The organism is Pseudomonas sp. G(2018) (genome assembly GCF_005502415.1).
In the GTDB taxonomy this organism is placed as follows: Bacteria; Pseudomonadota; Gammaproteobacteria; order Pseudomonadales; family Pseudomonadaceae; genus Aquipseudomonas.
The window spans coordinates 41,381-63,431 of the sequence record NZ_SCOO01000038.1 but is presented as its reverse complement, the minus strand read 5'-3'; the positions used below and the strand labels follow the sequence as shown (position 1 = coordinate 63,431).

General features: G+C 62.8%; 17 protein-coding genes. 3 read left to right on the top strand and 14 right to left on the bottom strand.

The window, feature by feature from the left end; all coding sequences use genetic code 11:
- Window positions 1–110: 110 nt before the first annotated feature.
- Entirely contained in the window at window positions 111–899 is a 789-nt protein-coding gene (locus FFS64_RS26620; RefSeq protein WP_137807780.1) for a transporter substrate-binding domain-containing protein, read from the bottom strand.
- A 24-nt stretch (window positions 900–923) separates the two neighbouring features.
- Window positions 924–2,927 (bottom strand): aminotransferase class I/II-fold pyridoxal phosphate-dependent enzyme, encoded by a 2,004-nt coding sequence (locus FFS64_RS32040; protein ID WP_137807779.1) that lies wholly within the window; start codon window positions 2,925–2,927, stop codon window positions 924–926.
- Window positions 2,928–3,282: 355 nt separating this feature from the next.
- Between FFS64_RS32040 and FFS64_RS26610 the strand changes: the two genes are divergently transcribed.
- From FFS64_RS26610 to FFS64_RS26600, 3 genes are read left to right on the top strand one after another with little or no spacing between them, the layout of a single operon-like run.
- Window positions 3,283–4,812, top strand: a complete 1,530-nt coding sequence (locus tag FFS64_RS26610) for a TolC family protein (RefSeq protein WP_137807778.1) — start codon at window positions 3,283–3,285, stop codon at window positions 4,810–4,812.
- Window positions 4,805–5,932, top strand: a complete 1,128-nt coding sequence (locus tag FFS64_RS26605; RefSeq protein ID WP_137807777.1) for an HlyD family secretion protein — start codon at window positions 4,805–4,807, stop codon at window positions 5,930–5,932. The genes FFS64_RS26610 and FFS64_RS26605 overlap by 8 nt, the downstream gene beginning before the upstream one ends.
- A complete protein-coding gene (locus FFS64_RS26600; RefSeq protein WP_137807776.1) occupies window positions 5,922–6,947 on the top strand; it encodes a DUF2955 domain-containing protein in 1,026 nt (341 codons plus the stop codon). The genes FFS64_RS26605 and FFS64_RS26600 overlap by 11 nt, the downstream gene beginning before the upstream one ends.
- A gap of 40 nt (window positions 6,948–6,987) precedes the next feature.
- On the opposite strand, the gene FFS64_RS26595 is transcribed toward FFS64_RS26600, so the two are convergent.
- The 12 genes from FFS64_RS26595 to FFS64_RS26540 all read right to left on the bottom strand — a co-directional run bounded on the left by FFS64_RS26595 (window position 6,988) and on the right by FFS64_RS26540 (window position 22,021).
- Window positions 6,988–7,440, bottom strand: a complete 453-nt coding sequence (locus FFS64_RS26595; RefSeq protein ID WP_137807775.1) for a YMGG-like glycine zipper-containing protein — start codon at window positions 7,438–7,440, stop codon at window positions 6,988–6,990.
- Window positions 7,441–7,625: 185 nt separating this feature from the next.
- A complete protein-coding gene (locus FFS64_RS26590) occupies window positions 7,626–8,348 on the bottom strand; it encodes an NAD(P)H-dependent oxidoreductase (RefSeq protein WP_137807774.1) in 723 nt (240 codons plus the stop codon).
- Between the two features lie 9 nt (window positions 8,349–8,357).
- Complete coding sequence (locus FFS64_RS26585; RefSeq protein ID WP_137807773.1) at window positions 8,358–10,004, bottom strand: ABC transporter ATP-binding protein; 1,647 nt, start codon at window positions 10,002–10,004, stop codon at window positions 8,358–8,360.
- A gap of 2 nt (window positions 10,005–10,006) precedes the next feature.
- Entirely contained in the window at window positions 10,007–10,834 is an 828-nt protein-coding gene (locus FFS64_RS26580) for an ABC transporter permease (protein WP_137807772.1), read from the bottom strand.
- Window positions 10,835–10,837: 3 nt separating this feature from the next.
- Window positions 10,838–11,797, bottom strand: a complete 960-nt coding sequence (locus FFS64_RS26575; RefSeq protein ID WP_137807771.1) for an ABC transporter permease — start codon at window positions 11,795–11,797, stop codon at window positions 10,838–10,840.
- A 152-nt stretch (window positions 11,798–11,949) separates the two neighbouring features.
- Window positions 11,950–13,551, bottom strand: coding sequence for an ABC transporter substrate-binding protein (locus FFS64_RS26570; protein ID WP_137807770.1), 1,602 nt, complete (start codon window positions 13,549–13,551; stop codon window positions 11,950–11,952).
- A 97-nt stretch (window positions 13,552–13,648) separates the two neighbouring features.
- Window positions 13,649–15,064 (bottom strand): aldehyde dehydrogenase family protein, encoded by a 1,416-nt coding sequence (locus FFS64_RS26565; protein ID WP_137807769.1) that lies wholly within the window; start codon window positions 15,062–15,064, stop codon window positions 13,649–13,651.
- Window positions 15,057–16,247 carry a pyridoxal phosphate-dependent aminotransferase gene (locus tag FFS64_RS26560; RefSeq protein ID WP_137807768.1) on the bottom strand — a complete coding sequence of 397 codons (1,191 nt, stop codon included), beginning with the start codon at window positions 16,245–16,247 and terminating at the stop codon, window positions 15,057–15,059. Before FFS64_RS26560 ends, FFS64_RS26565 begins: the two co-directional genes overlap by 8 nt.
- Window positions 16,248–16,276: 29 nt before the next feature.
- Window positions 16,277–17,884, bottom strand: coding sequence for a 5-guanidino-2-oxopentanoate decarboxylase (locus FFS64_RS26555; protein WP_137807767.1), 1,608 nt, complete (start codon window positions 17,882–17,884; stop codon window positions 16,277–16,279).
- Between the two features lie 10 nt (window positions 17,885–17,894).
- Complete coding sequence (locus FFS64_RS26550; RefSeq protein WP_137807766.1) at window positions 17,895–19,994, bottom strand: acetate--CoA ligase family protein; 2,100 nt, start codon at window positions 19,992–19,994, stop codon at window positions 17,895–17,897.
- Window positions 19,995–20,012: 18 nt separating this feature from the next.
- On the bottom strand, window positions 20,013–21,173 hold the full coding sequence (locus FFS64_RS26545) for an acyl-CoA dehydrogenase family protein (RefSeq protein WP_137807765.1): 1,161 nt from the start codon (window positions 21,171–21,173) through the stop codon (window positions 20,013–20,015).
- Between the two features lie 56 nt (window positions 21,174–21,229).
- Window positions 21,230–22,021 (bottom strand): enoyl-CoA hydratase/isomerase family protein, encoded by a 792-nt coding sequence (locus tag FFS64_RS26540; RefSeq protein WP_137807764.1) that lies wholly within the window; start codon window positions 22,019–22,021, stop codon window positions 21,230–21,232.
- Window positions 22,022–22,051 lie beyond the last annotated feature (30 nt).

The following is a 22,051-nucleotide window of genomic DNA, read 5'->3' as shown; positions in this document are numbered from 1 at the left end:
AGCTTGCTCGCGATGAACGTAAGTGCGCCGCGGTTCGTCAGAAGAGTCGCGTTTTCGTTAACGTTTTTCGCGAGCAAGCTCGCTCCTACAGAGGATTTTCATTCACGGCATTAGAACGTCGGCTTCACGCTGGTACCGAAGTAGCTCTGGGACAGGTCGTCGTAGTCCTTGCTCGCCAGCAGTTCCTGGATGGCCTTGTCGAGCTTGGCCTTGAGTTCGGTGTCGTCCTTGCGCAGGCCGGCGCCCACGCCCTTGCCGAAGATCGGGTCGTAGGGCACGGCGCCGAGGTATTCCAGATTGCTTTTGCTGGCATCCGGGGTCTTGACGAAGGCTGCCATGGCCGTGCCGTCGGCCATCATCAGGTCGATGCGACCGGCAATCAGGTCGGCGTTCACCGAGTCCTGGGTGTCGTAGTACTTAACGTCGGCAATTTTTTCGTAGTAGGTCTTAAGGTAGCTGGCGCTCACCGTCGAGTTCTGCACGCCGATGGTCTTGCCCTTGAGGTCGTCCGGGTATTTTTTCACGACCGCGTCCTTGGGCCCGACAATCGCCACCACCGAGTCGTAGTAAGCCTTGCTGAACGCGATCTGTTTTTCCCGCTCTTCGGTCACCGACATCGAGGAGAAAATCACGTCGATTTTCTTGGCCAGCAGCGACGGAATGATCCCGTCCCACGCCACTTCCTTGATCTCGCATTCGGCTTTCATTTCGCTGCACAGCTTGTGGATCAGGTCGACCTCAAAGCCCTTCCATTCACCGTTGGCCTGTTTCTCGGTGTACGGCGGATAGGGTTCGGCGGCAACCGCGAACCTGATCGGTTGTGCGTGAGCAGCGCTCATACCGGCCAGCATTACGCAGGCGGCGCCAGTCAACCAGTTTGCCAAACGTCGATTTCCCATGGTTTTCCCCGTCTTTTGTTGTTTTTAGCGAGTCTGATGAGCGTTGACGAATTGCCGGCAACGCTCGCTTCGTGGGTGTACGAACACTTCGTCCGGCGAACCGGTTTCCTCGATCAGCCCCTGATGCAAAAAGGCGACTTTGGAAGAGACATCGCGTGCGAAAGCCATCTCATGGGTCACCAGGATCATGGTCCGGCCTTCTTCGGCGAGAGAGCGGATCACCCGCAGCACTTCCCCGACCAGTTCCGGGTCGAGTGCCGAGGTGGGTTCATCGAACAGCATGACCTTGGGCCGCATGGCCAGGGCCCGGGCGATGGCCACCCGTTGTTGCTGTCCCCCGGAGAGAAACGCCGGGTACTCGTTGCGCTTGGCCGCCAGCCCCACGCGCTCGAGCAAGGCTTCGGCCCGTTCAGTGGCCTCCGCTTTGCTTTCACGCAGGACTTGGGTCGGCGCTTCGATCAGGTTTTCCAGCACCGTTCGATGGGGCCAGAGGTTGAAGTTCTGGAACACCATGCCCAGGCTGGAACGGATGCGCACCAGTTGCTTTGCATCGGAAACCAGCGGTGCACCGGGGCGCGAGTGGTTCAGGTGAATGCTTTCGCCGTCCACCAGAATGCGCCCCTGGTCCGGCACTTCGAGCATGTTGATGCAGCGCAGCAAGGTACTCTTGCCCGAACCGCTGGCACCGATCAGCGAGATCACCTCGCCTTCGCGGGCCGTCAGGGACACGCCCTTGAGCACTTCAATATTGCCGAAGCGTTTGTGCAGGCGCTCGACTTCGATCATGGTCCGGGCGGCGACCGGTTCAGCCCCTGCCGAGGACGTCACGCGACTGATCACGGGCCGTGGTGCTTCGCCCTTGAGTACCAGGACGAAATCGCGGATTCGCTGGCAGGCCTCGGCCAGCCGTTCTTCACCGAGGGTGAACGACAGCCGCACGAAACCTTGCGCCGGTTCGCCGAAGGCCGCGGCATCCAGCACCGACACCCGCGCCTCGCGCAACAGCCGCCAGGCGAACTCCAGCGAACTCAGGCCGGTTGCGCGCACGTCCACCAGCACGAACATGCCGGCGTCGGGCTTGAGCAGGCTGATACCCGGACAATCCGACAGTCCCGCCACCAGCAGATCGCGACGCCGCCGATAGATGTCACGCATGCCGTGGGTGACTTCGTCGTGGGCCTGCACGGCCTTGAGTGCGGCTTCCATGGCGAACCCCGGCAAGCCGTAGAGCATGCTCAACACCAGGGTTTCGGCATGGGCGATCAGGGCCGGATGGGCGACGATCCAGCCGATTCGCCAGCCGGTCATGGCGTGGGATTTCGACAGGCTGGCGATCACCACGCAACGCTCGGCCATGCCCGGCAAGGCCGCCATGCTCAAATGATCGCGCTCGAACGCCAGGCTTTCATAGACCTCGTCGACCACCACCCACAAGTCATGGGCAATGGCCAGTTCAGCGATGGCTTGCAGTTCTTCGCGGTTGAGCATGACCCCGGTCGGGTTGTTCGGGTTGGACAGGAAAATCGCCCGGGTTCGCGGCGTGATGGCCTTGGCCAGCACCGCCGCATCGAGGCGGAAATCATCGTCCGCCGAGCACGGCACCCGCACCAGCGTCGCGCCGGAGGCCTTGAGCGTCGCCTCGTAAGTCACGTACATCGGATCCAGGGCAATCACTTCGTCGCCGGCGCTGAGCAGACACATCGACGTGACGAACAGCGCGTTCTGTGCACCCGCCACCGCGATCACGTTGTCCGCTTGCAACTCGCGGTCGAACAGCTTGCCGTAACGCGTGGCGAGGGCTTCGCGCAAGGTCGGGCGACCGGCGATTTCCGTGTAGTGAGTGTCCCCTTCGCGCAGGGCCTGGATGGCGGCATCGGTGATGAAGTCGGGGGTGGGGAAGTCCGGATCGCCGACACTGAGAATGATCACATCTTCCCCACCGCGCCGTGCTTCAAATGCGGCATTGTGAATATCCCAGGCGGCAACGCCTTGCCCCGAGATCCGCTCAACAAAGGGTGAAAACCGCATGCCAGTGCCTCGTTCAAAATGAAGAAACGCAAGCCCGCAACCAGCCGGGAGAGAAGGTGGAACGAACATAGTCCAAGCTGAACAGTCGTTCAACAGAAAACTGATCGGGGTTCGCGTTCAGCGTAAACAGGTCGTTTTTACGACAGTCGCGGCGTTTTTTGTTTAGCCAGTCGTTCCCTCTATCCCCTGTGGGAGCGAGCCTGCTCGCGAATAACCTCCCGGCAGCGCGATCTTCCAGACAGGACGCTTTTTCGTTGAAGTCCTTCGCGAGCAGGCCCGCTCCCACAAGGGATTGCCTACCACCCACCCTCCTGGCGTCTATGCTGCTGTGATATTCCTCGGTCGGAACCGCGCAATGCCTCCATCCGCCAGCCCATTGCTGCTGTTTGCCGTGCTTGCCCTTGGCGGATGCGTACGCTTGGGGCCGGACTTCCAGTCGCCCGGCGAACCCTGGGTCGATCACTGGAATACGCCGAACCTCGACCACGCCAGCCAGCGGGCGTTGCAACCGGACATTCGCCAGTGGTGGGAGATTTTTGCCGATCCGACCCTGGACCGATTGATCGCCGAAGCCGACGCGAACAATTCCAGCCTGAAGATTGTCGGTCTGCGGGTGATGGAGGCCCGCGCGCAATTGGGCATCGCCGAAAGCGGCCGCTACCCGCAACTGCAGCAGATCAGTGCCGACAGTGTGTACATCCATCGCGACCAATCTGGCGGGCGTAACCCGATAGACAGCCGATTCTGGCAGCACAGCGCCGGTTTCGATGTGGGCTGGGAACTGGATTTCTGGGGTCGTTTCAGCCGCGCGATCGAGGCGTCCGATGCCAGCTATTTCGCCGCTGAGGCCAACTATGACGACGCCCTGGTTCTGCTTCGCGCGCAGGTTGCCGACAGTTATTTTTCGCTTCGCACGACCCAGGCCCGTCTGCGGGTGGCCGAGGAAAACGCCAGCCAGCAGAAACGCAATTACGAGATCACCGAAAAACTGTTCAAGAGCGGACAGACCGCCGAACTCGACCTGCAACAAGCCAAGACCCAATACCTCGGTACCCTGAGCAGCATCCCCGTCCTGCAAGATCAACTGGTGCGATTGCGCAATGCCCTGGCGGTGCTGATCGGTCAGCCGCCGGGAGTACTGCCGCTAGTGATCGAGAACAACGGATTGATCCCGCTGGTGGACCGCGCCGTGCTGCAGGATGTGCCGGCCCAGCTGCTGCTGCGCCGTCCCGACGTGCGCGCTGCCGAATTGAATGTGGCCGCGCAGTCGGCGCTGGTAGGCGTCGCCGAAACCGATTTCTACCCGTCGCTGAGCCTGCTCGGCAGCATTGTCTGGTCCACCGATACCTTGAGCGGCAGCTCCCGCAGCCTGGACCTGATCGGCGGCCCGAGCCTGCGCTGGAACGTGTTCGACTACGGCCGTATCGGCAACAACGTGCGGGTGCAGGACGCGCGCTTGCAACAGCTGATCGAGGCCTATCGCGACAAGGTGCGCCAGGCCGCGCGCGAGGCGGACGATGCCGCCAACGGCCTGACCCAGGCCTTGCAGCGCGAACGCATCCTGCGTGAGGCCGAAGGCGCGGCGAAACGCTCACTGGAGCTGGCCAACGCGCTTTATCGCGAGGGCTATTCGGACTTTCAGCGGGTACTGGACGCCCAGCGCGCCCTGCTCGATACCCAGGACAGCTACCTGGTCAGTCGGGGTGATGCAGTGAGTAACGTGATTGCTCTGTACAAGGCCCTGGGCGGTGGCTGGTACAGCGCCCAAGCCAAAGTCGATCCGGCCACGCGCCGGCAAATGGAACAACGCACCGATTGGGGCGACCTGCTGTCCGAGCCTCAACCCGCCGCCTCCTTTCCCAACCCGGTAAGCCACCATGACTGACGCCGCGCCTCCCTCCTCCGATGCTCCGCAGCCACCCGCCGCCGATCCGACGAAAAAAGGCATCAAGTGGGTTCTGCTGCTGATCATCGTCAGCCTGGCCTGGTATCTGCTGGCTGACCGTTTCACGCCCTACACGCAACAGGCACGGGTCGGCGCGTTCGTGATTCCGGTGGCGGCGGAAGTCGCGGGCCGGGTGATCCGCGTGCATGTGCGCAACAACCAGGACGTCAAGGCCGGAGACGTCATCTTCGAGATCGACCCGCAGCCGTATCAGATCGCGGTCGACCGGGCGCGGGCAGACCTTGAATCCACCCGCCGGCAGATCGGCGCCAGCACCGCCGGTATCGCTTCGGCGCAGGCCAACCTGCGGGCGGCACAAGCCAATGAACTCAAGGCACGACAGGACAATCAGCGCCTTGAAGGCCTGTACCGCGAAGATCCCGGCACCATTTCCGTACGCCTGCTGGAAGTCTCCCGCGCCAACCACGAAGCCGCCGTCAGCAAGGTCGCCGCGGCCCGCGCCGAAGTGCAGCGCGCCCGCGAGCAGGAAGGCGGCAGCGAGGAAGACAACGCCCTGCTGCGCAGCGCCGCCACCGCCCTGTCGAAAGCCGAACTGGATCTTGCCAACACTCAGGTTCGTGCACGCTCGGCCGGGCTGATCACCGACTTGCGCACCGACGTCGGCCAGTTCGCCGCGGCGGGCAATCCGGTGATGACCCTGATCGCGATCCACGATGTGTGGATCAGTGCCGACATGACCGAAAACAACCTTGCCTTGGTCCAGCCCGACTCTCCGGTGTCGATCGTGCTGGATGCGCTACCCGGCGAAGTGTTCGAGGGCCGCGTGCGCAGTGTCGGTTATGGGGTCAGTGTGGGCCAGCCGCCCGCCCCCGGCAGTCTGCCGACGGTGCAGAACAGCCGTGACTGGCTGCGTCCGGCGCAGCGATTTCCGGTGATTATCGAGTTTTCCCCCGAGTCACTGACCATGCTCAAGGACAACCGCGCCATCCGCGCCGGGGGCCAGGCCGAGGTCATGGCCTTTCCCAGCGGCGGTAACCTCTTGAACCCGCTGGGCCGGGTGTTTCTGTGGCTGATGAGCTGGCTGTCGTATGTCTATTAAGCAGCGCTCGCCCAGGGCTCAGCGTGCTCTGCGCCTGGCCACGGGGACAGCCCTGTGTCTGGCGGCCAGTTATGGCCTGGCATTGCCGATCCCGTTTCTGGCGCCGGTGCTGGGTGCGCTGCTGCTGGTCGCATCCAACCGCCCACTGCCCTTCAAGGCCGCTGTAATACTCGCGCTGGTCGCAATGTTGACCACCGGTATCGGCTTGCTGCTGATCCCGGCCCTGCGTTATTTCGCTGTCAGTGGTGTGCTGTTGATCGGGCTCTGTCTGTTCGCAGTCTTTCGTTTTGGCCTGCGCGGTGGCAACAACCTGATCGTTACCTTCCTGATAATTGGCCTGACCATGATTTCCTCCGCTGGCGTCCTCGAATTCGACCTGGCGCTGATGGTCATCAAGGCATTGGTCGCGGGACTCTTGCTGGCGGTCATGGTGGGGATGTTGAGTCACTGGCTGTTCCCCGAGCCTGACAATCCCCCTGCACCACCCGCCGCCCCGACATTGGCGCCGGACGACGTCGGCCGGGTGGCGTTGCGTGCCACGTTGATCGTGATGCCGGCCTTCCTGTTGGCATTGGTCGATCCGGCCAGTTACCTGCCCATCGTCCTCAAGGCGGTCAACCTGGGGCAACAGAGCTCGACGACCTCGGCGCGCAACGCCGGACGCGAACTGGTCGGTTCTACCCTGCTCGGCGGCTTGCTGGCCATTCTGTTCTGGTGTGCGCTTAGCCTGTTCGTGCACCTGTGGATGTTCTTTTTGTGGATGTTGCTGTTCACCCTGCTGCTGGCGCGCAAACTCTATGGATTGAGTCCAGGCCGGTTCAGCCCCGGGTTCTGGCTCAACAGCCTGATCACGCTGATCATTCTGTTGGGCCAATCGGTGCAGGACAGCGCGGCAGGCAAGGACGTCTACACCGCGTTTGCGGTACGCATGGGGTTGTTTATCGCGGTGACGCTGTATGCCTGTTTGATGGTGCATCTGCTGGATCAACGGCAAAAAACCAATATCAGAGCCTGATCCCGCAAACCTTGTGGGATTAGCCCTGACAGGTACAGACTCAGGGGTTTACCTGATAACCCTTGCCCTGCAAGCAACTGGTATACGCCGTGGAAGTGTTCGCTGCGTTGGTTTTCTCCTGCGCCCGTCGCTCCTGACGCTGGCGCGACCCGCCTACCACGGCACCTGCCGCGGCCGTTTCCTTGGCGCGGTTCTGCCGATAATCCTGCTTGGTATCGTCGTCGACTCGATCATAGAACTCGTCATGCTGACGCCCGCGCACTTGCGCCCCTGCAGCTCCAGCCGCCGCGCCAACGGCCGCGCCCTTGAGCCGTCCTCCGGAGGGTGTCGTGGTGGTCGATGCCTGACTGGCGGCGATGTTGTTGCATTCGGTGATATCGGCCTGTGTCTGTTGTGAACTCTGCCCCTTGAGCGGCACCACCGATTGAGCCCATCCCTGGACGCTGAAAACTGAAACAACGAGGCATAGGCCGACGAACGGCAACCTTTTCATGATGTTCTCCGAAATGAGCGTGAGGCACCTCGAAAGAGTGTAGTTCAGCCCTCCTCCCGCAGATCCATCAGCAGGCTGTTTTCCTCCCGACGGCTTGCTACCGCCTCAAGCGAGGCACCCTTTGATCAAACTTCAAAATAAAAGACATCAAGACAGTTGCTCCCACAGGGGGATGGTGCGGTTGATCAGACATCCGCCTCAGCTGGTTGTCGCAGTGGGTAGAGCAGGTCATCGAACTGCGACAGCTTGGGGAATGCCAGTGGTTGTTCGTCGCTCAGGTGTTGCAGGCGCTGGGTGTAATCCACCAGAAACTGCTGCCGCGCTTCGTCGCTGATGTACGGCACATGCCAGGCCACGAACGGTTCCAGCACGTCGAAACCGACATACGCCAGGGTGCCGCGCAGGATGGGTCGCAGCATGTCCTGCAACGGGCCATGGATCGCGTCTTCACCGAACATATGCTCGCGACCTCCCAGGGTCACGCTCACCAGCGCCTTCTTGCCGCTCAAGCCCCCCTGATCGTAGAAACGCTTGCCGCCGTAGCAGATGCCCGACACCAGCACCCGGTCGATCCAACCCTTGAGCATGGCCGGGGTGGAGAACCAGAAGATCGGGAAGTTGAGGATCAGCAGGTCAGCCCACAGCAGCTTGTCCAGTTCGCCCTGGATATCCTCCGCCAGCGACTGGCTTTTCACCCCCAGGCGTTGCTCCAGCGCATACACCAGGTACTCGGGATTTTCCCGCTTTGAGAAGTCATCGGCGCTGGCCACCGGATTCCAGTTCATCTGGTACAGGTCGCTGACCTGCACCTCGTGGCCCTGGGCTTCGAGGGTGGCGACAGCCTGGTCACGCAGGGCCGCGGTGAAGGATTTCGGCTCGGGATGAGCGTGAACGATCAGTACTTTCATGAGGGTTCCTTAGACTTTTTCCAGCATAGGGTTTGAATTCGGTGCAGCGCGACTGGCCAGCAAGCGGTCGAGCCAGTCCGGGTCCATCTGCGGTTCGGAAGAAAACAGCAGCCCGGTGTAATCCTGATGCGGCGGGGTGAATATCTGGCTGCGCGAGCCGTGGTCCACCACCCTGCCCCGTTGCATCACCAGCACCTCATCGGCAATCGCCCGCACGGTGGCGACGTCGTGGGTGATGAACAGATAGGCCACACCAAGCTGTTGCTGGATGCGGTTGAGCAATTTGAGTACGCCTTCGGCCACCAGTTGATCGAGGGCCGAGGTGACTTCGTCGCAAATGATCAGTTGCGGGTCGGCCGCCAGTGCCCGGGCGATGCAGATCCGCTGTTTCTGCCCACCGGACAGTTCACGGGGCTGACGCTCCATGAAGGTCGCCGGGTCCAGTTCGATCATTTCAAGCAATTCGGCCACCCGGGCACGCAGGGCCTTGCCCTTGAGCCCGAGATAGAAGGTCAGCGGCCGGCCGATGATATCGACGATGCGCTGGCGTGGATTGAGCGCCGTATCGGGGATCTGGTAGATCATCTGGATGCGCCGCAGTTGCTCCTTGCTGCGCTGACGGAAGTCGGCGGGCAGCGGCTGACCGTCATACAGCACTTCGCCACAGGTCGGCGGCAGCAGGCCGGTGATCAGCCGCGCCGTGGAACTCTTGCCGCTGCCGGACTCGCCAATCACCGCCAGGGTCTGGCCTTTGTACAGCTTTAACGACACGTCGTGCAGCACCGGTTGATGACCGTAGCTGGCGCAGCTGTTGCGCAATTCCAGCAGCGGTTTTTCCTCCTGGGGGCAGGTCTTGGGTTCAGTGCGGAAACTGCGCACTGCCCACAACGACTTGGTGTATTCCTCCTGCGGGTCGCCGAGCATCTGGCGGGTTTCGGCTTCTTCGACCAGTTTGCCGTGGCGCAGCACCATAATGCGGTCGGCCATCTGTGCCACCACCGCCAGGTCGTGGCTGATGTAGATTGCCGCACTGCCGTAGGTCTTCACCGCATCGCGAATCGCCGCCAGCACTTCGATCTGGGTGGTGACGTCCAGCGCGGTGGTCGGTTCGTCGAAGATGATCAGGTCCGGGTGACAGGCCATGGCCATCGCAGTCATGACCCGCTGCAACTGGCCGCCGGAAACCTGATGCGGATAACGCTGGCCGATCTGCTCGGGGTTGGGCAGGCGCAGCACCCGGTACAGCTCCACCGCTTCGCGCATGGCCTGGTCGCGACTCATGCCACCGTTCTTCACCGCGGTTTCCACGTGCTGGTCGATCAGCCGATGGGCCGGGTTGAACGAAGCCGCCGCGCTTTGTGCAACATAGGCAATGCGCAAACCGCGCAACTGGCGCAGGGCTTCGGGCTTGGCCTTGAGCAGGTCGATGCCGTCGAAGTGCACCGAGCCGCCGGTAATCCGGCAGCCGTCGCGGGTATAGCCCATGGCCGACAGACCGAGGGTCGACTTGCCCGCCCCCGACTCGCCGATCAGCCCCAGCACCTCGCCCCGCTGCAGGGTCAGGTCGATGCCCTTGATCAGCGGGTGCCAGGCGTCTTCGTAATGACCTTCGATGTGCAGATCGCGGATTTCCAGCAAAGGTTTGGAGGTCGTCATGTTCAGCATTCCTTGAGACCGCTGGATTTGTGCAGCATCCAGTCGACGACGAAATTGACGCTTACGGTGATCAGCGCTACGGCCAACGCGGGCAGCAACGGGCTGATGTCGCCAAAGGTGATCAGCACAGCGTTATCGCGCACCATGCTGCCCCAGTCGGCGGTCGGCGGTTGAATGCCCAGGCCGAGGAACGACAGCGCACTGATGAACAGGAACACGAAGCAGAAACGCAGGCCGAATTCGGCAATCAACGGCGCCGCCGCGTTCGGCAGCACTTCACGGGTCACCAGCCACCACAGGCCTTCACCGCGCAGACGCGCCGCTTCGACAAAGTCCTGCACCACCACGTTCATGGCCACCGCCCTTGAAAGGCGAAACACCCGGGTCGCGTCCAGCAGCGCGATCACCAGCACCAGCGACGTCGCCGTGGTGCCAACCACGCTGAGAATCAGCAAGGCGAAGATCAGTTGCGGTATTGCCATCAGGATATCGACGACCCTCGACAGCCCCTGATCGACCCAACCGCCCTTGATCGCCGCGATCAAACCGCTCAGGCCGCCGAGCAGGAATGCCAATACCGTGGTCAGGAAGGCAATGCCCAGGGTGTTGCGCGCGCCGTAGACCAGGCGGCTGAACATGTCGCGCCCCAGGTTATCGGTGCCCAGCAGAAATTGTCCGCCCCAAGGCGCGAAGCCCTCGCCCACCACCTGGGTTTCGCCGAACGGTGCCAATACCGGCGCGAACACGGCCACCAGGATGTACAGCACGATCACCAGCAGCCCGAATTTGGCGCTCAGCGGCGCCCGCAATAGTTGTCTTAACAGGCTCATGGCTTACCCCTTCGGATGCATCAGGCGTGGATTGCTGGCAATCGACAGCACATCGGCGCTGGTATTGAGCAGGATGTAGGTCGCGGCGAAGATCAGGCTGCACGCCTGCACCACCGGAATGTCACGCTTGGCCACCGAGTCCACCAGCAACTGGCCCAGACCCGGATAGACAAACACCACTTCGACCACCACCACACCCACCACCAGATAGGCCAGGTTCAGCGCCACCACGTTGACGATCGGCGCCAGCGCGTTGGGCAAGGCGTGGCGCAAGATGATCCGCGACTGGCTGATGCCCTTGAGCCGGGCCATTTCGATGTACGGGCTGGCCAGCAGGTTGATCAAGGAGGCGCGGGTCATGCGCATCATCTGCGCGATCACCACCAGGCTCAGGGTTGCGACCGGCAGCACAGAGCGCTCCAGTACCTCACCCAGCGAGGCGTTCGGCGACAGGTTGGAAATGCTCGGGAACCAGTTGAGTTTCACCGCAAACACCAGGATCAGGATGTAGGCCACGAAAAACTCGGGGAACGACACCGCGCTCAACGCCGAGGTATTGAGCAAACGGTCGAACCAGCTGTTGCGATACAACGCCGCGAGCATCCCCAGCAGCAATGCCAACGGCACCGACACCAGCGCCGCCAGCAGCGCCAGGCTGAAGGTGTTGCCCAGGCGCGCACCGACCAGATCGGCGATAGGCCGCTGGTTGGCCAGCGACATGCCCAGGTCACCGTGCAGCAGTTGCCAGATCCAGTGCCCGAAACGGGTCAGCGGCGGCATGTCCAGACCCAGTTGCGCCCGATACGCCGCCACGGTTTCCGGGGTGGCGGACTGGCCGAGCATGGCCTGGGCGATATCGCCCGGAAGCATCCCGACCGCGAGAAAAATAATCACTGACACCGCAAACAGCGATAACAGCCCCAATGCCAAACGCTGAAGTAGCAACTTTAAAATACTATTCACCGCGTAATTCCTTGAAATGGAGATGCCAACTTCCACTGTGGGAGCGAGCCTGCTCGCGAAAACGCTGTGTCAGTCACCCTAAATGTCACTGACCGGGCCTATTCGCGAGCAGGCTCGCTCCCACAGTTGATCTTCAGTGGATTGACTGGCGCTTACGCCTGCCACCACCGCTCGATCACCCGCAGTCCATCCAGCTCGCCATAGGGCGCCGTCTGCCCACCATGCATAACGCGGTTGGAACGCGCCGCCACGGAGCTGGCGAACAGCGGCACGATCGCCCCGCCGTCATCGCGGCATAGCGCCTGCATTTCGTTGTACATCTCGCGGCGCAGCGGCTCGTTCATTTCACCGCGGGCAGCGTTGAGCAGTTGATTGAAGCGCGGGTTGTCCCAGTGGGTTTCGTTCCACGCCGCGCCTTTGGCATAACCGATGCTGAACATGCGGTCGGCGGTCAGGCTGCTGTACCAGAACGAGGTAGTGAATGGCTGTTTCATCCAGACATTGGAGAAGAAGCCGTCGGCGGGCTCGCGCACCACATCGATGTCGATCCCGGCCGCACGGGCCTGTTCCTTGAACAGCACCGAGGCGTCGACGGCGCCGGTGTAGGCCGCATCGGAGGCTTGCAGACGGACCTTGAGCGAATCCAGGCCGGCCTTTTTCAGGTGGAAGCGCGACTTGTCCGGATCGTAGGTACGCTGTTCCAGTGCTGTGTTGATGAATCGGCTGCCGGGCTGGATCGGGTGATCGTTACCGACCAGGCCATAACCGTACAGCACCGACGCCAGCAGGGTTTCGCGGTTGATCGCGTGCTTCATCGCCAGGCGCACGTCGTTGTTCTGGAACACCTGGCTGTCGGTGAGCATCGGGAAGGTGTAGTGCTGGGCGCCCTTGGTTTCTTCGATGATCAGCTTCGGGTTGCGCTTGAGCAGGGCCACGGTTTTCAGGTCGACCTTGTTGATCACGTCCACCTGCCCGGTGACCAGTGCGTTGACCCGCGCCGCGCCATCAGAGATGGCAATCAGCTCGGCGCTGGCAAAGTGCGCGCGCCCGGCTTTCCAGTAATCCGGGCTGCGTTCCAGGGTCATGCGCACGCCCGGCTCGAAGTCCTTGAGGCGATAGCCGCCGGTGCCGACGCCGGCCTGCCAGTCCGGCGTTCCGTCCTTGCTCGGCATGATCACCAGATGGTAATCGGCGACCACGTAAGAGAAATCGGCATTGCCCGAATGCAGCTCGAACACCACGCTGTCGCTGCCATTGGCACTGACTTTGGCTACATCGCCCAACACGGTCTTGGCCGCCGAAGTGGATTTTTCCCCGAGGTGATGCTGGATCGAGGCGACCACATCGTCAGCGGTCAAGGTCTTGCCGTTGTGGAAGGTCACGCCCTGGCGCAGTTTGAAGGTCCAGACACGCGCATCCGGGGTCGAGGTCCAGCTTTCGGCCAGTTCCGGAATCGCGGTGCCATCGACCGCGATTTCGGTGAGGGTGTTATAGACCGCCGAGAAGCCGACGAAGGTGAAGGTGTCGCTCCAGGAGCCGGGGTCTTTGGAGTCGGTAGTGCTGCCGCCGGCCAGGCCCAGGCGCAGTACACCACCGGGTTTTGGCGTGGCTTCCTGAGCCATCGCTCCAAACGGCAACCCCATGGAGAACGCCCCGGCCATTGCCGCCGCCGCTGCGCTGTACTTGAGAAAGTCCCGGCGCGCAAAGCTGAATTCATGGTTCGCTTGAGTAATCTTGTTTTTGTTATCGCTCATTGCATTGCCCCTGATAAACGCTAATGAAATACCTGTTCAAAACCACGAAAGGCACCGGGCAAAGGCCCGGTGCGTAAAACATTCAAATTGCCATCGGTCACACCTGGATCGCCTTCACTTCGACGAATTCACTGAGCCCCTCTTCCCCCCATTCACGTCCATTGCCCGATTGTTTGTAGCCCCCGAACGGCGCCTGGTAGTTGAACGCCGCGCCATTGAGAAAACACTGGCCCGCGCGCAATTGCCGACCCAGTTGCAGCGCCCGCTCGGCGCTGCCGGCCCAGACACCGCTGGACAGGCCGAACGGCGAATCGTTGGCGATCCGGATGGCTTGCGCCTCATCGGCATAGGGAATCAGGCACAGCACCGGGCCGAAGATTTCTTCCTGGGCGATGCGCATTTGGTTGTCGACGTCGGCGAACAGCGTCGGGCTGACGTAGTAGCCGCGTTCGAAGGCCGGTGCCGAGTCGCCACCGCACAGCAGGCGTGCGCCTTCCTGTTGGCCGGCCTTGATGTAATCAAGCACCGTGCGACGTTGCCCGGCGGAACACATCGGCCCCAGAAAACTCTGTGGATCGAGCGGATCGCCCATCTTCAGGCTCAGGGTTTCCTCCCGCGCAATTTCCAGTGCCTCGGCATAGCGGCTGGCCGGCAGCAGCATGCGAGTCAATGCGGTGCAGGTCTGGCCGGAGTTGATCATCACGTCCTGCACGCCATAACGCACCGCGGCGGCCAGATCGGCATCTTCGGCGATCAGCAACGGCGACTTGCCGCCCAGCTCCAGGCACACCCGTTTCACCGAAGGCGCCGCCGCTTGCGCAACCCGCACCCCGGCGCCGGTGGAACCGGTGAACGAAACCATGTCCACGTCCGGGTGTTTGGCCAGCGCTTCGCCGACTTTCGAACCCGGTCCGCTGACCAGGTTGAACACCCCGGCCGGCAGGCCGATGTCTTCGATCATCTGCGTCAGCAAAAACGCGTGCAAAGGGGTTTCCTGGCTCGGCTTGACCACCACGGTGCAACCGGCAGCGAGGGCCGGCGCGAGTTTGCCGATCAACTGGTGCAGCGGGTAATTCCACGGGTTGATGAAGGCACAGACGCCCACTGCCTCGCGGATCACCAGCGAGTTGCCGACTTCACGCACTTCGTCCATCAAACCGGCGAGTTCGATGTACTGCTCCAGGCCGATGATCGGTCCGTCGACCTGCACCGAACGACACCATTGCACCGGCATGCCCAGCTCGGTGGTGATCACCGCCGCCATCTCATCGGCACGGGTTTTCAGTTGTTCGGCCAGTGCGCGGATGTACCCGGCGCGGACGCTGGACGGCGTGCGCGACCATGAGGCAAAGGCCTGGCGCGCCGCCGCCACGGCGTTGTCGACATCGCGCTCATCGCCCAAGGGCACACTACCGGCCACTTCTTCGGTGGCCGGGTTGATCACCTTGGCGACGCCCTGGCCCGAAGGCGTTTGCCAGCGCCCATCAATAAACAGTGCCTTGTGGTTAAGCATGTACCTGCGACTCCATCAGTTCTTGAGCACAGCGGGCAATGCGCTGGCAGGCATCGCGCAAGGGCGCGGTCCCCACCACCAGCCCGAGGCGAATATGACCCGCCGCGCTGGGACCAAAAGCTTCGCCGGCCAGCACCGACACACCATGGCGATCCAACAAGCGATCAGCGAACGCCTGGGCGCTGAGCCCGGTTGCGCGGATGTCGACCATCACGAACATGCCGCCATCGGGTTTCAAGGCGCGTACGCCGGGACAATCGGCCAGGCTTTCGCAGACCAGATCACGACGCTGGCGATAGGCTTCGCGCATGGCGTCCAGTTCCGGCAGCTGGCTTTCCAGTGCCACCACGGCGGCGTCCTGAATGAAATCCGGCGAACCGTAGAGCATGCACAGTGCGAGGTTTTCCAAGTGCGCGGCCAACGATGGCGGCGCCACCACCCAGCCCACGCGCCAGCCGGTCATGGCGTGGGATTTCGACAGGCTGTTGAGGGTCGCGGTGCGCTCAGCCATGCCCGGCAGACTCGCCGGGCTGACGTGTTCGCCGTCGAACAGCAGCTCGCTGTAGACCTCATCGGAAATCAGCCACAGGTCATGGGCGATGCACAGTTCGGCCAGGGCTTGCCAGGTGCTGCGCGGCAGGCTCGCACCCGACGGGTTGTGCGGGCTGTTCAGCGCCAGGGCGCGGGTACGCGGGGTGATACGCGCGGCAACGTCTTCGGGCAGAACGCGGAAACCGTTTTCCGAACGCACGGGCACCGGCACAACGACCGCGCCGCAGGCACCGAACACCGCTTCGTAGGTGACGTACATCGGTTCGGCTACGATCACCTCATCGCCGGGATTGAGCACGCACTGGGCGACGCTGAACAGCGCGCATTGCGCACCGGCCAACACAGTGACTTCGTTCGCTGTTACCCACTGACCGCTGCGTTGCCGGTGGCGTTTGGCGATGGCTTCACGCAAGGCGCGCTTGCCGCGCACCTCGGCGTAGTGGGTGTTGCCGGACAACAGGCTGTCGATGGCGCCCTGCACGATGGGTTGCGGCGTGTCGAAATCCGGGTCACCCACCGACAACAGCAGAATGTCCTTGCCCTGCTCCAGCATGGCCAGTGCGCGGTAATGAATATCCCAGGCGGCAGCGCCGTCTCCGGCGATACGTTGAGTCAGATCGGAAAAGCGCATAAAGCCGTCCCCCATTACAAAGGTGAAAATCAGTGTGCACAGGCATGCTTGAGTTCGATCAGGGTCACACCGTTGCGCTTGAAGCCGTGGCGCAGGTCGATTTGCAACTCGGCCAGGCTTTGCGGCTGGCTCACGGTGCAACCGAAGGCGCGACCAAGGGCGGCGAAGTCGGGATTGCGCGGCAGCACGCCGATGGGCTCGATGTCCAGGCCGAGCATGTCGTCGCGGATCTGCCCCAGCGCGTCGTTATTCCACAGCAACACCACCAGCGGGCTGTCCAGTTCCTCGACCGCCGTCGCCAGTTCCTGCGCGGTGTAGAGGAAGCCGCCGTCACCCACCAGTACCAGGCCCGGACGTTGCGGCGCGCCGAACTTGGCGCCGATACCAGCGGGCAAGCCGTAGCCCAACGTGCCGTAGCCGGTCGGGTGCAACCAGCTGCGGGTTGCCTGGCTGGCAAAGGCGTAGTTGCCGGTGTAGGCCAGTTGGGTCATGTCGGTGCTGATGAAGGCGTCGGCTGGCAGTTCAGCGGCAATGCGCTGCAGAATCGCCTGATGGATCGACTGCAACGGACCATGGCCCGCCTGAATCGCCTCACGCAGTGCCGCCACTTTGGCAATGGCTGCGTCGGCATCACGGACGTCAGGCGACAGGCGTTCCAGCAAAGCCGCCAGCGTCTGTTGCGCATCGCCATGTAACGCCACGGCACACGGGTAAAAGTCGTTGAACTTGCGCGGATCGATGTCCACCCGCAGCAGTTCGGCATTGAGCGGCAGGCGTTCGCGCCAGAAGTCGGTGTCGGCCATTTCCGTGCCGACCGCCAGCACCACATCGGCCTCGGCGATCAGGTTCCAGCCCGGTTCCACACACAGCGACGAACCGGCATTCAGTGGTGCGTCCGGTGGCAGCAGGCCTTTGCCGGCAACACTGGTGAACAGCGGCGCGGCCAATCGAGTACTCAGTTCCTGCAATTGCGGTGCAGCATTCAAGGCGCCGCCACCGGCGATGATCATCGGCCGTTTAGCACCCTGCAGCTTGGCTGCGGCCTCGTCCAGAACCGTGGCGGCCGGCGTACCGCGACCGGGGCGGCGCACGACTTCGTTACTCCAGTCGCGGGCGACCGGTGCCGACAGCACGTCCAGCGGCACCGAAATGTGCACCGGGCGCGGACGTTCGCTGTCGAACACCGCGTAAGCACGGGCGATCAGTTCCGGCAGATCTTCGGCGGTCAAGGCCAGCGCCGAGAACGCGGTGATTGGCGCGGTCATCGCACGCTGGTCCTGGCACTCGTGGAGGATGCCCCAACCCTTTCCGAGGCTGGCGGTATGGTTGACGCTGGAAATCACCAGCATCGGAATCGAATCGGCGTAGGCCTGACCGATGCCGGTGGCGGCGTTGGTCACGCCGGGGCCGGTGATAACGAAGCACACGCCGGGTTTGCCGCTGACCCGCGCATAGCCGTCGGCCATGAAACTGGCGCCCTGCTCATGCCGAGTCAGCACGTGGCGAATGCCGCTGCCGGGCAAGCCGCGATACAACTCCAGCGTGTGCACGCCGGGAATGCCAAACACGGTGTCGACGCCGTAGTTGGCCAGCAGACGCACCAGCGCCTGGCCACCGGTCAAGGTTTTGCTTTGCATGTTCAGGTCCTCACGCATGGCCGAGGCGAATCAACGCATCGACCGCGGTCGTGCCATCGGCACCGACCAACAATGGGTTCACATCGAGTTCCAGCAACTGCGCGGCGTTCTCGCAGGCGTAATCGGCCACGGCGCGGATCGCTGATACCAGCGCCTCCAGATCTGCTGCCTGGCGTCCGCGAAAGCCTTGCAGCAACGGAGCGCTGCGCAGGCTAAGCAAGGCCTGGCGAATCGCCCCATCGGTGGTCGGCAGCAACAGGCTGCGACTGTCCTTGAGCAACTCCACCAGAATCCCGCCGGCACCAATCACCAGGGCCAGGCCGAAATCGTTTTCGCGCTTGATGCCGACGATCAGCTCGGCCAGTGGTGGCTTGGCCATCGGCTCCAGCAGCAGCTGATCGAAGGCCACGTCCGGTGCGTACGCCTTGATGCTGGCGCGCATCGTGTCCAGCGCGGCGCTCAGGGCCGCGTTTCCCTTGAGGTTCAGCGCCACGGCACCGGCTTCGGTCTTGTGCGGCAGGTGAGCGCTGACAGCCTTGAGTACCAGCGGATAACCCAGTGCTTCGGCGTCCTTCAGCGCGTTGTCCGGCGTACTCAACACACCGTTGGGCGTTGGCAGGCCAAAGGCACGCAAGGCCTGCTTCGAATCCCATTCGTTGAGCAATTGCCCTTCGCCTTCCAGCGCTTGCGGGCACAGCGGCACCAGTGCCGATTCGCCGAGCGCCAGCAATGCCTGACGCTTGCGCTGGTAACCGGCGATGCGCCCCCACGCGGCCAAGCCGTCTTCAACACCCTGCAACGCCGCCACGCCCTGGGCATGCAAACGCTCACGGGCGTGAGGCGGCAACAGCTCAGGAAAGGCCGAGGTGACGAAACCGGTCTTGCCATGACGTACCAGTGCCTTGCAGTACAGATCCAGCAGCAGGTCGCATTCCTTGCGCTCGCCGGTGAACTCCGCCGGGTAGTCGAGCACCAGCATCGCCGCGTTCGCTTCAGTGCGCAGGGCGCTGTCGAGCATGGAGTTCAGTGCCTCGCCGTCGCCCCAGATCGCCGTGGTGAAATCCAGCGGGTTGACCAGGTTGGCGTAGCTCGGCAACACCTGCGCCAATTCGCCGACTTGCCCTTCATCGAGCTTCGGCAGACTCAGGTCATTGCGTTCGGCGTAGTCGGCAATCAGACCGGCATCACCACCGGAACAGGCCAGCGCGATCAGGCTGTCGCCCGCCGGCAGGTTGCCGCACGCCGCTGCTTTCAGCGTTTCGACGAAACTCACCGGACCACTGACACGAATCACCCCGAGCCGCGCAAACAACGCGTCGTATAGCGCATCGGAACCGGACAGCGAACTGGTGTGACTCAAGGCGAGTTCGGCGCCGATCTGCGACACGCCGGTTTTCAAGGCGATGATCGGAATACCCTTTTCCAGCGCCTTGTGCGCGGCGCGGGCGAACCCCGGTACGTTTTTCAGGCCTTCCAAGTGCAGGCCGATAGCAGTAACCCGTGGCTCATCGAGCAATACGTCCATCAATTCCGCCACGCCCAGTTGCGCCTGATTGCCCACCGACGCCATGTAGGCCACCGGCAGCGAACGATCGCTCATGGACAGGTTGTAGGCGAAGTTGCCGCTCTGGGTCAGCACCGCCACGCCCTTCTCCACCGCTTTGCCGCCATGGGCCACCGGCCACAACGCGGAGCTGTGCAGGTAGTCGAGCAGGCCGTAGCAGTTGGGGCCGAGCAACGCCATGTCGCCAGCGGCTTCAAGCAGTTGTTGTTGCAGGGCCTGGCCTTCGGCGCCGGTCTCGGCAAAACCCGAGGCGTAACAGATCGCGCCGCCGGTGCCGATGGCGGCCAGTTCGGCGACGCAGGTCAGGGTCAGGTCGCGGTTGGTGGCGATGAACACCGCGTCCGGCCCGCACGGCAAGTCGGCAATGCTGCGCACGCAAGGCACGCCTTCAAGGCTGTCGTGCTGCGGGTTGACCAACCACATCTGCCCCGGGTAGCCGCCGTCAGCACAGCGCTTGAGGGCGCGGGCCATGCTGCGGCCACCGACGAAGGCCACGTGTTGCGGCGCGAGCATGCGTTTGAGGTTGTCACGAATGGTTTGCGACATGGGAATTCTCCGGACCGATCAGCGCAACAGCGGCCGCAGCAGCTCGCGGGAAATGATGTGGCGCTGGATTTCCGAAGTGCCTTCCCAGATTCGCTCGATCCGCGCGTTACGCCAGATGCGCTCCACCGGACCTTCATCCATCAGGCCCATGCCGCCAAAAATCTGCACCGCCTCATCGGCCGCACGCCCCAGCACTTCGCTGGCGAACAGCTTGGCCATGCCGGCCTCGCCATCGGTCATGGTGCCCTGGTCCATCTTCCACGCGGTGTGCAAGGTCAGCAGTTCCGCTGCGCGGATTTGCGTGGCCATGTCCGCCAATTTGAACGACACACCTTGGTAGGTGCCGATCGGCTGGCCGAATTGCTTGCGATCCGCCGCCCATTGCAGCGACACGTCCAGCGCCCGTTGGGCCTGACCGACGCAGTTGGCCGCGACCATCACCCGCCCGGCGGTCAGCCAGGCATTGGCAACGTCCCAACCCTTGCCGACTTCACCCAGCACCTTGGTGGCCGGCACACGGCAATCGTCGAAGAACATTTCGAAGGTGTGATAGCCACGGTTGCTCACGCACTTGGGGCCACGGCGAATGGTCATGCCGGGGGTGTTGCGGTCGACCAGGAACGAGGTCACGGCGTTGCGCTTCTTGCCGTTTTGCTCGTAAGTGTCGGTGACGGCGAAGACGATGGCGAAATCGGCGTGGCCGGCGTGGCTGATGAAGTGCTTGCTGCCGTTGAGAATGAAGTCGTCACCGTCACGCACGGCGCGGGTCTTGATCGCATTGGCATCGGAGCCGGCGCCCGGTTCGGTGAGAGCGAAGCAGTCGATTTTCTCTCCCTGGATGCACGGCAACAGGTAGTCGTTGATCTGCTCGCCCTTGCAGGCCATGAGGATCTTCGATGGCCGCGCCACGAAGACGTGCAGCGCCCAGGAGACCTTGGACAGCTCGCGCTCGATCAGCGCCTGGGACAGGTAATCCAGACCGCCACCGCCCACCTCTTCGGGCATGTTGAAGGCATAGAAACCGGCGGCAATCGCCTTGCCGCGAATCTGCGCCGCCAGCTCCGGGGAGACTTCGTCGGCACGGTCGACTTCGTCTTCATAGGGCAGCAGTTCCTTGGTAACGAAACTGCGGACCGCGTCCACCAACATTTCTTGTTCTTGGGTCAGTTGGAAATTCATGGTGCTACCTGTTGATCGTGTGCTGATAGAGGTGTGCCGGGACTATGTGACGGAACTTAGCGACCGATGAAGCGCGGCGGACGTTTTTCCATGGCCGCGCGCAGGGCTTCGTTGCCGTCTTCACTGCGCCCGCACAGCAGGCCGGCGGCCAGTTCCGCCTGCAGTTGCTCGGGCAAGCTGCGGTCGGCGCCTTCGCGCATGAGTTTCTTGGTCTGGGCAAAGGCAAAGGTGGGTCCGGCGGCCAGGCGTGCCGCGAGTTCACTGGCGACGGTCAGCAACTGATCATCGGCGCAGACATCGCTGACCAGGCCGGCGTCGAGCGCGCGGTCAGCCCCCCACAATTCGTCAAGGAACAGCAGGCGCTTGGCCTGCTCGGCACCGATCAGCCGAGGCAAATGCCAGCTGGCACCGGCGTCCGGCGAGTAAGCCATGCTGGTGTAGCCGGCCTTGAAGCGCGCCGATTGCCCGGCGATGCGCAGGTCGCAGCACAGGGTCAGGTCCATGCCCGCGCCGACGGCGGTGCCATTGATGGCCGCGATGGTCGGTTTCTCAAGGCTGTACAGACGGGTCATCAAGGCATGGGCGGTTTCGGTCCAGCCATAGGTTTCCAGCGCCCCCCGGGCTTCGGCTTCGGCCCATTCGTCAAGATCGGCCCCGGCACAGAAACTGCGCCCACTGCCGGTCAGCACCACCACGCGAACCGCCGGATCGGCGTTGTACGTGTCGAGCAAGGCATGCAGGTTTTTCAGGGTCGGGATGTCCAGCGCGTTGCGCTGGGCGGTGCGATTGAGGGTGATCCAGGCAACGCCTGCTTCGACCTGACTGAGCAGCGAATCGTGGGTAGTCATGCGAGTCCTCGAATTATTGTGTTTGGTCTG